10 protein-coding genes are annotated in these 13,506 nt (G+C 60.5%); all 10 read left to right on the forward strand.

Annotation, left to right across the window (positions count from 1 at the left end; genetic code table 11):
- Positions 1-89: 89 nt before the first annotated feature.
- The 10 genes from GGD53_RS17730 (at position 90) to GGD53_RS17775 (ending at position 13,468) form a co-directional block, all read left to right on the forward strand.
- Positions 90-995 (forward strand): carbohydrate ABC transporter permease, encoded by a 906-nt coding sequence (locus GGD53_RS17730; protein WP_011425716.1) that lies wholly within the window; start codon positions 90-92, stop codon positions 993-995.
- Positions 988-1,932, forward strand: coding sequence for a carbohydrate ABC transporter permease (locus tag GGD53_RS17735; RefSeq protein ID WP_184457899.1), 945 nt, complete (start codon positions 988-990; stop codon positions 1,930-1,932). Before GGD53_RS17730 ends, GGD53_RS17735 begins: the two co-directional genes overlap by 8 nt.
- 4 nt (positions 1,933-1,936) lie before the next feature.
- A complete protein-coding gene (locus GGD53_RS17740; protein WP_184457901.1) occupies positions 1,937-3,043 on the forward strand; it encodes an ABC transporter ATP-binding protein in 1,107 nt (368 codons plus the stop codon).
- Positions 3,044-3,362: 319 nt separating this feature from the next.
- The gene (locus GGD53_RS17745; RefSeq protein ID WP_184457903.1) at positions 3,363-5,822 is read left to right on the forward strand and encodes a glycosyl hydrolase 2 galactose-binding domain-containing protein; all 2,460 of its coding nucleotides are present in this window, start codon (positions 3,363-3,365) and stop codon (positions 5,820-5,822) included.
- A 39-nt stretch (positions 5,823-5,861) separates the two neighbouring features.
- Positions 5,862-6,623, forward strand: coding sequence for a sugar phosphate isomerase/epimerase family protein (locus tag GGD53_RS17750; protein WP_184457904.1), 762 nt, complete (start codon positions 5,862-5,864; stop codon positions 6,621-6,623).
- An 8-nt stretch (positions 6,624-6,631) separates the two neighbouring features.
- A complete protein-coding gene (locus tag GGD53_RS17755; protein ID WP_184457906.1) occupies positions 6,632-7,765 on the forward strand; it encodes a Gfo/Idh/MocA family protein in 1,134 nt (377 codons plus the stop codon).
- Between the two features lie 315 nt (positions 7,766-8,080).
- Positions 8,081-9,112, forward strand: coding sequence for an L-glyceraldehyde 3-phosphate reductase (gene mgrA, locus GGD53_RS17760; RefSeq protein ID WP_184457908.1), 1,032 nt, complete (start codon positions 8,081-8,083; stop codon positions 9,110-9,112).
- A 279-nt stretch (positions 9,113-9,391) separates the two neighbouring features.
- Entirely contained in the window at positions 9,392-11,005 is a 1,614-nt protein-coding gene (locus tag GGD53_RS17765) for a glycoside hydrolase family 43 protein (RefSeq protein ID WP_184457910.1), read from the forward strand.
- 778 nt (positions 11,006-11,783) lie between these two features.
- Positions 11,784-12,710 (forward strand): ABC transporter ATP-binding protein, encoded by a 927-nt coding sequence (locus GGD53_RS17770; RefSeq protein WP_184457913.1) that lies wholly within the window; start codon positions 11,784-11,786, stop codon positions 12,708-12,710.
- A complete protein-coding gene (locus GGD53_RS17775) occupies positions 12,707-13,468 on the forward strand; it encodes an ABC transporter permease (protein ID WP_064803152.1) in 762 nt (253 codons plus the stop codon). Before GGD53_RS17770 ends, GGD53_RS17775 begins: the two co-directional genes overlap by 4 nt.
- Positions 13,469-13,506: the final 38 nt, after the last annotated feature.

Genomic DNA, 13,506 nt, shown 5'->3' on the forward strand with positions numbered 1-13,506 from the left:
CGATCTTGCCGGCCCTTCCGGCGGACCGTGCGGGCATGGGTGAGAGACGGCCGTCACCGGCCGCAGCTGCGATTTGAGGAGAAGTGTTCATGACGGGTCAAGCGCAAGCAGGCCGGCCAATCAAGCTACTGCGCAATCTGAATGCCAAGATTGCGTCCATCCCGATGATCCTGACAGCGCTGGTGATCTTTGTCGGCGGCACGTTCTGGACGGTCTTTTATTCCTTCACCAATTCCAAGCTCCTCCCGCGGTTGAGCTTCGTCGGCTTCGACCAGTATCACCGTCTCTGGGCGGCACCCCGCTGGGTTACTGCGATCGAAAATCTGGCCCTCTACGGCGTCCTCTCGCTGATCTTCAGCCTGGTCATCGGATTTGTGCTCGCCGCGCTCATGGATCAGAAGATCCGTTTCGAAAACACTTTTCGCACCATCTTTCTCTACCCCTTCGCGCTGTCCTTCATCGTGACCGGTCTCGTCTGGCAGTGGGTTCTGAACCCGGATTTCGGCGTCCAGTCGGTGGTGCGTTCGCTCGGCTGGACAAGCTTCACCTTCAATCCGCTCTATACGCCCGAAATCGTCATCTACGGGATTCTGATCGCGGCGCTCTGGCAGGGAACGGGCCTCGTCATGTGCCTGATGCTTGCGGGTCTGCGCGGCATCGACGAGGATATCTGGAAAGCGGCCCGCGTCGACGGCATCCCGATGTGGAAGACCTACCTGCTCGTCGTCATTCCGATGATGCGGCCCGTGTTCATCACGACGATCGTCATCATCGCCTCGGGCATCGTCAAGGTCTACGACCTCGTGGTGGCGCAGACTTCGGGCGGTCCCGGCATCTCATCCGAAGTGCCGGCCAAATATGTCTACGATTACATGTTCCAGGCGCAGAATCTGGGTCAGGGCTTCGCTGCATCGACGATGATGCTTGTCACGGTCGCGATCATCATCGTTCCGTGGGCCTATCTGGAGTTCGGAGGAGGGCGCAAGCGTGGCTGATATCGAAACTCTCAACACCACGGCTGCCGGCCTCGACGCCGTCTCAAAGAGGCTTGGCGACGGTCCGAGCGGTCCGAGGCCGCGCCCGACGCTGTCAGCGCGCAACATCATGCTCTACGGAACGCTGACGGTTGCAGCGCTCTATTATCTGCTGCCGCTCTATGTGATGGTCGTGACTTCACTGAAGGGCATGCCGGAAATCCGTCTCGGCAACATCTTCTCGCCGCCGATGGAGATCACCTTCGAACCCTGGGTCAAGGCCTGGGCGGAGGCCTGCACGGGCTTGAACTGCGATGGCCTGTCGCGCGGTTTCTGGAATTCGGTGCGCATCACGGTGCCGTCGGTCGTCATCTCGATCGCGATCGCCTCGGTGAATGGCTATGCGCTGGCAAACTGGCGGTTCAAAGGTTCCGAGCTGTTTTTCTCGATCCTCATCATCGGGGCCTTCATTCCCTATCAGGTGATGATCTATCCGATCGTCATCATCCTGCGCGAAATCGGCATCTACGGCACGCTGACCGGCCTTGTCATCGTGCACTCGATCTTCGGCATGCCGATCCTGACACTGCTCTTCCGCAACTATTTCGTGTCGCTGCCGGAAGAACTGTTCAAGGCGGCGCGCGTCGACGGGGCGGGCTTCTGGCAGATCTTCCTGAAGATCATGATGCCGATGTCGCTGCCGATCTTTGTCGTCGCCATGATCCTGCAGGTCACTGGCATCTGGAACGACTTCCTGTTCGGTGTCGTCTTCACCCGGCCGGATACCTATCCGATGACGGTGCAGCTCAACAACATCGTCAATTCCGTCCAGGGCGTGAAGGAATACAACGTCAACATGGCAGCGACGATCCTCACCGGCCTGGTGCCGCTGATCGTCTATTTCGTCTCCGGGCGGCTTTTCGTTCGCGGCATCGCCGCTGGCGCAGTGAAGGGGTGATCACATGAACATGAATTCAACTGTCTCCAATTCCAGCGTCTCGATCAAAGATCTGTCGCTGAACTTCGGATCGGTCAGCGTGCTGAAGGATCTCAACCTCGACATCAACGACGGCGAATTCCTGGTACTGCTCGGATCGTCCGGCTGCGGCAAGTCGACCTTGCTCAATTGCATCGCCGGCCTGCTCGACGCTTCGGAAGGGCAGATTTTCATCAAGGGCAAGAACGTCACCTGGGAAGAGCCGAAGGACCGCGGCATCGGCATGGTCTTCCAGTCCTATGCGCTCTATCCCCAGATGACCGTCGAGAAGAACCTCTCCTTCGGCCTCCGCGTCGCCAAGGTGCCGCAGGCCGAGATCGACAAACGCGTGGCGCGTGCGGCCGAGATCCTGCAGATCCAGCCGCTCTTGAAGCGCAAGCCGGCGGAGCTTTCCGGCGGCCAGCGCCAGCGCGTGGCGATCGGCCGGGCGCTGGTGCGCGATGTCGACGTCTTCCTGTTCGACGAACCGCTTTCCAACCTTGACGCCAAACTGCGTTCAGAACTGCGTGTGGAGATCAAGCGCCTGCACCAGTCGCTGCAGAATACGATGATCTACGTGACGCACGACCAGATCGAGGCGCTGACGCTGGCTGATCGCATCGCCATCATGAAGAGCGGCATCATCCAGCAGCTCGACGATCCGACGACGATTTACAATAGGCCGCGCAACCTTTTCGTCGCGGGCTTCATCGGTTCGCCGTCGATGAATTTTCTGCGCGGCGAACTGGTCAAAACAGGTGACGGCATCGCTTTTACCGCAAACGGCGTCAATTTCTCGCTCGCCGCCTATGATGCCAACGAGACGCTGCAGCCCGGCCGCAAGGTGGTGCTCGGCGTTCGCCCCGAGCACATCAAGGTCAACGAGAATACCGGCGGCGAAGAACATGACGCTACCGTCGATATCGAGGAACCGATGGGGGCGGACAATCTTCTGTGGCTGAAACATGCCGGTCACACGATGTCGGTCCGCGTCAACGGCGCACGCCGCTTTGATGTCGGGGTCAAGGTGAAGCTCAGCTTCGACATGGCGCTGGCTTCGGTGTTCGATGCGGAGAGTGAGCTGCGTCTCTAGGGGAATTTTGCGGGCGGGTCAGCGATGGCGCCGGACTTGCCCCTCACCCGAACCCTCTCCCCGTTCTGACGGGGAGAGAGGACGTGCCTTGCGAGGTATCGGTGGGGACGGAGAGGTTGCTGCTTGTCCCTTCGCCCGCGGGCGGGGAGAAGGTGGCGGTAGCCGGATGAGGGGCTGACGACATCAGCGCATGCGCGGGGGCAAGCGACGGGGACAATGGGGAAGGAACCGTCACTAACGAACGACAAGGTGAGGGTGGAGACTGATCAGTCGCCCTTGCTTCCAAGATCCTAATGCTTTCAAATTCGGAAATGAAATCGTGACGCAACAACAGCCCCCCTCCAGCATCGACCTTTCCGGGTCGTGGCAGCTCACTTCCGTCGACGGCGAGATCCGCACTACCATAGCATTGCCCGGCGACGTGCATACCGCACTCCACCGCGCGGGGCTGATCCCCGATCCCTATTTCGGCCGCAATGAGGAGAAAGTGCAGTGGGTCGCCCAGCGTGAGTGGGCGGTCGAGCGCAGCTTTACGCTGCAGGAGGTCGAGGGCGATTGGTATCTCGATGTCGATTATCTCGACACTGTCGCCAGCGTCTACGTCAACGGTTTCCTGGCGCTTGAAGCCGATAATAGCTTCCGCCGTTACCGGCCTGACGTTTCGAGTATGCTGAAATCTGGTGACAACTCGATCCGCATCCTCTTTGCCTCCAACCCCGCCATTGGCGCCGAGCGGCAGAAAAAGCAGCCTTTCTACGTTCCCTACAGCACCGGCAATTCGCCGATCCCCGACGGCAACATGCTGCGCAAGCCGCAATGCCATTTCGGCTGGGACTGGAACATCGCCATTGCGCCGCTCGGCCTCTACGGCATGGTCGCGCTGAAGAAGCTCGAAACGGCGCGCATCGAACATGTCGTCACCCGCCAGGTCCACAATAATGACGGCTCGGTCGACCTGACGGTCACCGCGAGCCTCTATTCCAAGCATGCCGGCGTCGCCCAGATCTATTTCGAGTTCGACGGCGAGCGTGTGCGCCTCGACGTCGGCGTCAAGGGCGAGACCGAGGTCAACTATCTCTTCCATATCGACGAGCCGCGGCTCTGGTGGCCTTCCGGCAGCGGCGAGCAGGCGCTGTACACGCTGTCGGTGGAAGTGTCCGACGAGGTGGTGACCAGGCAAATCGGCCTTCGCACCATCGAACTGATCACCACGCCGGATGCATCCGGCGCCCGCTTTGCTTTCAAGGTCAACGGCCGGGAGATCTTCTGCCGCGGCGCCAACTGGATTCCGGCCGATGCGCTCTATTCGCTGTCTTCGCCTGAGAAGACGGAAGATCTGCTGCAATCGGCGAAAGCCGCCAATATGAACATGATCCGCGTCTGGGGCGGCGGCTTCTACGAGCAGGATCATTTCTACGATCTCTGCGACCGGCTCGGCCTCCTCGTCTGGCAGGACTTCATGTTCGCCTGCAACCTCTATCCCTCGACCGAGGACTTCCTCGACAATGTCGCGATCGAGGTGGATTACCAGGTGCGCCGGCTCTCCTCGCATCCTTCGATCGCGCTCTGGTGCGGCGATAACGAGCTGGTAGGAGCGCTGACCTGGTTCGAGGAATCGCGGAAGGACCGCGACCGCTATCTCGTTTCCTATGACCGCCTCAACCGCACGATCGAGCAGGCGGTGAAGAGGGCGCTGCCCGGTGCGCTGTGGTGGCCGTCGAGCCCGGCCTCGGGCTACCTCGATTTCGGCGATGCGTGGCATGCCGACGGCTCCGGCGACATGCATTACTGGTCGGTCTGGCACGAGAACAAGTCGTTCGACAATTATCGTACGGTGCGCCCGCGATTCTGCTCGGAATTCGGCTTCCAGTCCTATACCTCGCTGCCCGTCATCAGGACCTATGCCGAGGAGAAGGATATGAATATTGCTTCTCCCGTTATGGAGCTGCACCAGAAGAATGCCGGCGGCAACGAGCGCATCGCCGGCACGATGTTCCGCTATTTCCGCTTCCCCAAGGATTTCCCCAACTTCGTCTATCTCTCACAGATCCAGCAGGGGCTGGCGATCAAGACGGCGGTGGAATATTGGCGGTCGCTGAAGCCCCATTGCATGGGCACTATTTACTGGCAGCTCAACGACACCTGGCCGGTCGCCTCCTGGTCTAGCCTCGATTATGGCGGCCGCTGGAAGGCGATGCATTATCTGGTGAAACGGTTCTTCCAGCCGGTGGCGGTTGCCGTCATTCCCTCGGAAGACGGCAAGACGATCCGCTTCTCGCTCGTTAACGACACGCTTTCAGATGTCAACGTCGATCTGTCGATCTCGCTCCTGACGATGAAGGGCGAGCGGAAACATCTGAAAGACGTGCAGGCCATGTGTTCCCCGGATGCGGCGGTGACAGCCGCGACGATCGATGTGTCCGAGATTACTGAGGGAACGTTGCTTGCCTGGCATTTCACCGCGTCGAACGGCATGGGCGGCGAGGGGCACCATGTCAACGGCACCTATAAGGCGCTGGAGCTGGAACCCTCGGGCCTGACCGTTACCCATGAATATGTCGAGAAGAGCGGCGCGATCGACATCAACTTCACCGCCAGGGGACTTGCACTCTTCGTGATGATCGAGAGCGAGACGGACGGCAAATATTCCGACAACGCCTTCGACCTTGCAGCAGGCGAGAGCCGCCGCATTACCTTCACCCCGGCACATCCGCTCGAACGCGGCAAGCTGCCGGAATTCCGCTTCTACGACCTGCATTCCTGCCAATCGGCGGATTGATCCTTCCAAGAAATGGGCACGAGGCCCAAGGAGAATAAGATGACGAAACTCAGCTACCAGCTCTACAGTGCGCGCAACTTCCAGCCCTATTCTGTGATTTTCGAAAAGCTCGGCAAATCAGGCTACGCGGAGGTCGAAGGTTTCGGCGGCATCTATGCCGATCTCGACGATGCGGGACTGAAGAGCCTTCGCGCCGATCTCGACAGGAACGGCTTGACGATGGCGAGCGGCCACTTCAGCCCCGATTTCCTCGACGGCGAAGTCCAGAAGTCGCTGAACATTGCCAAAACTCTCGGCATGGACTCGATCTATGCGCCGCATTTGGCAGCCGATCAGCGCCCGACCGACGGTGCCGGCTGGCTGGCATTCGGCAAGCGCTTGCAGGAAATGAGCAAGCCCTATAAGGATGCCGGCTACGAGTTCGGCTGGCACAATCACGATTTCGAATTCGTCAAGCTGGCTGACGGTTCGCTGCCGATCGAGCGCATCTTCGAAGGCGCGCCCGACATTTCCTGGGAAGCGGATATCGCCTGGGTCATCCGCGGCGGTGCCGATCCGTTCGCATGGATCGAAAAGCTCGGCTCGCGCATTACCGCAGTCCACGTCAAGGACATTGCGCCGGCAGGCGAGAATAAGGACGAGGACGGTTGGGCCGATGTCGGCCACGGCAAGGTCGAATGGGCCAAACTGATGACCGCACTGCGCGCCACCAGGGCGAAGCACTTCGTCGTCGAACATGACAATCCTAAAGATATCGACCGCAACATCAGCCGCTCGATCGCATCCTTCAAGACTTATTGAGGCACATCATGACCAGGGAACTTGGCGTCGGCATCATCGGATGCGGCAACATCTCCACTACCTATTTCTCGCTCGCACCGCTCTTCAGGGGGCTGAAGGTGCTGGCCTGCGCCGATATCAACGTGCAGGCCGCCGAGGCCCGCGCCAAGGAATATGGCGTGAAGGCACAGACGATCGACGCGCTTCTCGCCAATGACGAGATCGACGTCGTCGTCAACCTGACGATCCCGGATGCGCATTTTCCGGTGTCGAAGGCGATCCTCGAAGCCGGCAAACACGTCTATTCGGAAAAGCCGCTGGTGCTTTCACTGGAGCAGGGCGAAGAGCTTCGCCGCATCGCCAAGGCCAAGAAGCTTGCCGTCGGTTGCGCGCCCGACACCTTCCTCGGTGGCGCGCATCAACTCGCCCGCAAGTTCATCGACGATGGCGGCATCGGCCGGGTCACTTCGGGCGCCTGCTACGTCATGAGCCCTGGCATGGAGATGTGGCATCCGAACCCGGATTTCTTCTTCCTGCCAGGCGGCGGTCCGATCCTCGATCTCGGCCCTTATTACATCGCCAATCTGATCAACCTGATCGGCCCTGTGAAGCGCGTCGGCGCCATGACCTCGATGGCATCGGCGACCCGGACGATCACCAGCCAGCCGCGCCATGGCGAGATCATCCCGGTCAAGACGCCGACGACGATCCAAGCGCTGCTCGAATTCGTCAGCGGCGCCACCGTGACGCTGTCGGCGAGTTGGGATGTGTGGTCGCACCGCCATGCCAATATGGAGCTCTACGGCACCGACGGCTCGCTTTACGTGCCGGACCCGAACTTCTTCGGCGGCACCGTCGAAGCTAGCGGCCGCGACAAGGACATCAAGCCGCTGGAAGACTGGGATCACCCCTTCGGCAAGATCAACCAGGAAAACCCGAACGGGGCGCGCGCCAACTACCGGACGGCCGGCCTTGCCGATATGGCGATGGCGCTGATCGAGGGACGCGACGCGCGCTGCTCGCTCGACCGCACGCTGCACGGCGTCGACGTCATGACCTCGATCCTGAAGTCGGGCGAGGAAGGCCGCTTCATCGACCTGACGACGACCTGCACGCAGCCGGCCGCGCTTGGCATCGAAGAGGCGCTGGCGCTGTTGAAGTAGTAGAAACTCGCGCCGTGCGCTTGCCGTAGCGGCACGGTTGTCTCAATAATTCCGTCATCCTTGGGGCTGTCCCACGGCTGTTCGGTTCGTGCCGACGGCTGCCCCTCACCCTAACCCTCTCCCCGTAAAAACGGGGAGAGGGGACGTGCCAGATGCAGTGCCGAGTTTGAGATTGAGGAAGCGGTGCGGCATGTCCCTTCGCGCCGTTTACGCGGAGAAGGTGGCGGCAGCCGGATGAGGGGCAGGTGTCGGCAATCTCTTGGGCCGAGGATGTCGCATGACGATCACAAGATATTTTATCAAGGAGACATTCAGATGAGCTGGCAACCGGCCGCAGACCGTTATTCGAAGATGAAGTATAACCGCACGGGCCGTTCCGGCCTGAAGCTGCCGGCCGTTTCCCTCGGTCTCTGGCACAATTTCGGCGGCGACACGCCGCATGACCGCAAGATCGACATGTGCCGCACGGCCTTCGATCTCGGCATCACCCATTTCGATCTCGCCAACAATTACGGGCCGCCTCCCGGCAGCGCCGAGACCGCTTTCGGCGAAATCCTGCGCACCGAATTTGCCGGGCTTCGCGACGAACTGATCATTTCCTCGAAGGCCGGCTACGATATGTGGCCGGGTCCCTATGGCGAATGGGGAAGCCGCAAATACCTGATCGCTTCTTGCGACCAGAGCCTGAAGCGCATGGGTCTCGATTATGTCGATATCTTCTATTCGCATCGCTTCGATCCGGAGACGCCGCTCGAGGAAACCTGCGGCGCGCTCGACCAAATCGTCCGCTCCGGCCGGGCGCTCTATGTCGGCGTCTCTTCCTATAATTCGCAGCGCACGCGCGAAGCCGCGGCGATCCTCAAGGATCTCGGCACGCCGTGCCTGATCCATCAGCCGAGCTATTCCATGCTCAACCGCTGGGTCGAGGACGACAGGCTGCTCGATACGCTCGACGACGTCGGCATGGGTTCGATTGTGTTCTCGCCGCTCGCCCAGGGCATGCTGACAACGAAGTATCTCGGCGGTATTCCGGCCGACAGCCGGGCGGCGCAGAATCATTTCCTGAAGCGCGACTTCATCCGTCCTTCGATCATCGACAATATCAGGAAGCTCAACGAGATCGCCGAACGGCGTGGCCAGACGCTGGCGCAGATGGCGATTGCCTGGGTGCTGCGCGGTGGGCGTGTGACCTCGGCGCTGATCGGCGCCAGCCGTTCCTCGCAGATCGTCGATTGCGTCAAGGCGCTGGATAATATCGAGTTTTCGGCTGAGGAGCTGAAGGAGATCGATGTCTATGCCAAGGAGGCGGATATCAATCTCTGGGCGAGGTCGGCCGAGCGGGATTAAGAGAGAGGTGGGAGTGCTGCTTGCTCCCTCTTTTCCCCAACGGGGAGAAGGTGGCCGAAGGGTCGGATGAGGGGGCCACACGGCACGCCTTTGCTTGCCTTCGCTTGCGCTCAGTGCACTCGCGGCTTTGCCGCTCGCCCCCTCATCTGCCCTGTCGGGCATCACCCGGGCGAGCCACAGGTCTCGCCCGTCCTTCGGACCCCCGCTGGGGAAAAGGGGAAGGCGAGGTAGCCACGCCAATCTGACGTACGTACCACATTTTGTTTCGGAGGAGCCGCTATGATCCGCAATCCCATCCTGCCCGGGTTCAATCCCGATCCGTCGATCTGCCGCGTCGACGACGATTATTACATCGCCACCTCGACTTTCGAATGGTATCCGGGTGTGCAGATTCATCATTCGCGAGACCTGGTGAACTGGACGCTGGTGCGCCGGCCACTGGAGCGTGCCTCGCAACTCGATATGCGCGGCAATCCCGACAGCTGCGGCATCTGGGCGCCATGCCTTTCCTATGCCGACGGCCAGTTCTGGCTTGTTTATACCGACGTCAAGCGCTTCGACGGCAATTTCAAGGATGCGCATAATTACATCGTGACTTCGCCTTCCATCGAGGGCGAATGGTCCGAGCCGGTCTATGTGAATTCCTCCGGCTTCGATCCCTCGCTCTTCCATGACGATGACGGCCGCAAATGGTTCGTCAACATGCAGTGGAACCATCGCACCGAAAGCTTCGGCGGTTCGCCGAAATCGCCCGCCTTCGACGGCATCCTGCTGCAGGAATGGGACCCGGCGACCAAGGCGCTGAAAGGCCCGATCCGCAACATCTTCGCCGGCAGCCCGCTCGGCCTCGTCGAAGGCCCGCATCTCTTCAAGAGGAACGGCTGGTATTATCTCACGACCGCCGAGGGCGGCACCGGCTATGACCATGCCGTCACCATGGCGCGTTCGCGCCGCATCGAAGGGCCCTATAAGATGCATCCGAACATGCATCTGATCACCTCTAAGGATCATCCGGGCGCAGTGCTGCAGCGGGCAGGGCACGGCCAATATGTCGAGACACCGGATGGGCAGGCCTATCACACTCATCTCTGCGGCCGGCCGCTGCCGCCGAAACGGCGATGCACGCTGGGGCGCGAAACGTCCCTGCAGAAATGCGTCTGGCGCGACGATGATTGGCTCTATCTGGAAAACGGCACCTCCGTACCCGATGTCGATGTGCCGGGTCCCTTCGGCGCTGCGCCGGTGGAGAAGCCGATGCGCAGCGAGTACAGTTTCGATGGGCGCGCGCTGCCGGCCGATTTCCAGTGGCTGCGCACGCCCGAGCCCCAGCGCATCTTCAATCTGACGGACCGTCCCGGCCATCTCAGGCTGATCGGGCGCGAAAGCATCGGCTCCTGGTTCGAGCAGTCGCTGGTCGCGCGCCGGCAGGAGCATCATAGTTTCCGCGCCGAGACCGTGATCGAATTTTCGCCCGACACCTATCAGCAGGTCGCGGGGCTGACGCATTATTACAACCGCCACAAGTTCCACGCGATTGCCGTGACGCTGCACGAAACGCTCGGCCGCTGCGTGACCATCCTCTCCTGCAACGGCGACTACCCGAACGGCCGCCTCAGCTTTCCCGCTGAAAGCGGTGTCGCGATCCCGGCCGACGGCCGTGTCCAGCTTGCGATGGAAATCCGCGAAAATGACCTGCAATTCTTCTGGCAGACGGAAGGCAAGGGCGCCTGGCAACGGATCGGCCCTGTCCTCGACGCCGGCGTGATTTCCGACGAGGGCGGGCGCGGCGAACACGGCTCTTTCACCGGTGCCTTTGCCGGCTTGTTCGCCTTCGATACCTCCGGGCGAGGGAAGACGGCGGATTTCGATTGGTTCAATTATGATGAATTGTGAGGGGTGGCCTTTATCCTTGCGCTTCGCTTTCGCTCAGTGCATTCGCTCCTGAAGTCGCTCACCCCCTCATCTGCCTGCCGGCATCTTCTCCCCGCTGGGGAGAAGGGACTCGTGGCAGCGCCTCGCTCCCATTGAGACCTTTACGGTAGGAAACGTAGTCGGGGGCTCACTCCCCTTCTCCCCAGCGGGGAGAAGATGCCCTTAGGGCAGATGAGGGGGGTGAGGAGCGTTAGCGACGAACGCCTTGAGCGGCAAGCGAAAGGCATTAATGGCTACATGTATCCGCCTCGAAGGACGAGGTCGGCCACCCGCTGCAACGACGCACGCACAAAAGAAAAGCCGGCGCAGAGGCCGGCTGAGACGAACGCGGCTGCACAGGGATACTGGCCGGTTCCAAACGCTTGGTGACTGAACAATTACTTTCATTACATGCCGAGGCAGCGGAAAAGTGCGCAACGAGAACGCGGGTAAGACGGCTCCGCAAAGGAATGGGCGGCGGGGCGGATGCCGGTGCTTGCCTCGGCACTCTTATCGAGCATGAATATCACCGGATGATGACATCCGGAGCCGACCGCCGCCTTTCTTTCAGGGGAGCGTCGGCGCCGTGCGACGACAATCGGAAGCCGGCTATCGCAGGCTTGTCACCGATGGGTGATCGACTTGACCGACGGTGTTGGCGAGGCGTGAATGCAGTGTTCATGTTCCCGAAGGATGTCAAAGCGTCACAGAGCGACTATATAGCGGGCCGAAATACTTCGAGCATCCGCAAGAGTCCTGCATGGCCCCCATTATTTCCGTTCAGAACCTGACCAAGACTTATGCCAACGGGTTCGAGGCCCTGAAGGGCATCAACCTCGATGTCGAGAAGGGCGAGATCCTGGCTCTGCTCGGGCCGAACGGCGCCGGCAAGACGACCCTGATCTCGATCATCTGTGGCATCGCCAATCCGAGCGGCGGCCGCGTGCTGGTGGACGGCCAGGATGTCGTAAAGGATTTCCGCGCGACCCGCTCGATGATCGGACTGGTGCCGCAGGAGCTGACGACCGATCAGTTCGAGACGGTGTTCAACACAGTCAGCTTTTCGCGCGGGCTGCATGGCAAGAAGGCTAATCCCGCGCATATCGAGAAGGTGCTGCGGGCGCTCTCGCTTTGGGACAAGAAGGACAATATGCTGCGTCAGCTCTCCGGCGGCATGAAACGACGGGTGCTGATCGCCAAGGCGCTTTCCCATGAGCCGGATATTCTTTTCCTCGACGAGCCGACTGCTGGCGTCGACGTGACGCTGCGCAAGGACATGTGGCACGTTGTCGAAGAACTCCGGGCTTCGGGCGTCACCATCATCCTGACGACCCATTATATCGAAGAGGCCGAGGAAATCGCCGACCGCGTCGGCGTCATCAATGGCGGCGAGTTGCTGCTCGTCGAGGAAAAGGCGGCGTTGATGGCCAAGCTCGGCCGCAAGCAGCTCATCCTCGATTTGGCTGAACCGCTGAGCCGGCTGCCAGACTGTTTTGCCGGCAATGGCCTCACTCTCGAAGCGGACGGAAGCCGCCTGACTTATGATTTCGACGCCGATAACGAGCAGGAAAGCATCGCGACGCTGCTGACCCGGCTCGGCGAGAACAATATCCATTTCAAGGATCTCTCGACGCGGCAGAGTTCGCTCGAAGATATCTTCGTGGCGCTGGTGGGAGCGAGCAAATGAACTTCGAAGCGGTCAAATCGATCTATTTCTTCGAAATGGCGCGTACGCGCCGCACGCTGCTGCAGAGCGTCATCTCACCTGTCATCTCGACCTCGCTTTATTTCATCGTCTTCGGGGCGGCGGTCGGCTCGCGCATCCAGGAAGTGGAGGGCGTATCCTACGGTGCTTTCATCACGCCGGGTCTCATCATGCTGACGCTGCTCGGCCAGTGCATCAGCAACGGCTCCTTCGGGATCTATTTCCCGAAATTCACCGGCACGATCTATGAGGTGCTGTCGGCGCCCGTGGCGATGACGGAGATACTGCTCGGTTATGTCGGGGCGGCGGCCACCAAGGGCCTGATCATCGGCGTCATCATTCTCTTGACCGCCAATCTCTTCGTCGACGTCAGGATCGAACATCCTTTCATGATGATCCTGTTTTTCCTGCTGACCGCGATCACTTTCAGCCTGTTCGGCTTCATGATCGGCATCTGGGCCGGCAATTTCGAGCAGCTGAACCTCATTCCCATGCTTGTGGTGCCGCCGCTGACCTTCCTCGGCGGCAGTTTCTATTCCGTCAGCATGCTGCCGCCCTTCTGGCAGGCGGTCAGCCACTTCAACCCGGTGCTCTATCTCGTCAGCGGCTTCCGCTGGAGTTTTTACGGGATTGCCGATGTCAACCCGGCGATCAGCCTGGCGATGATCACCGTGTTCCTGGCAATCTGCCTGGGAACGCTCGGCTGGATCTTCAAGACCGGATACCGGCTGCGCAACTGACCGCTTGAACGTCGATGATCGGAGAAGCCGATAGTGCT

It is taken from the genome of Rhizobium aethiopicum (genome assembly GCF_014197535.1).
Classification (GTDB): Bacteria; Pseudomonadota; Alphaproteobacteria; order Rhizobiales; family Rhizobiaceae; genus Rhizobium; species Rhizobium aethiopicum_A.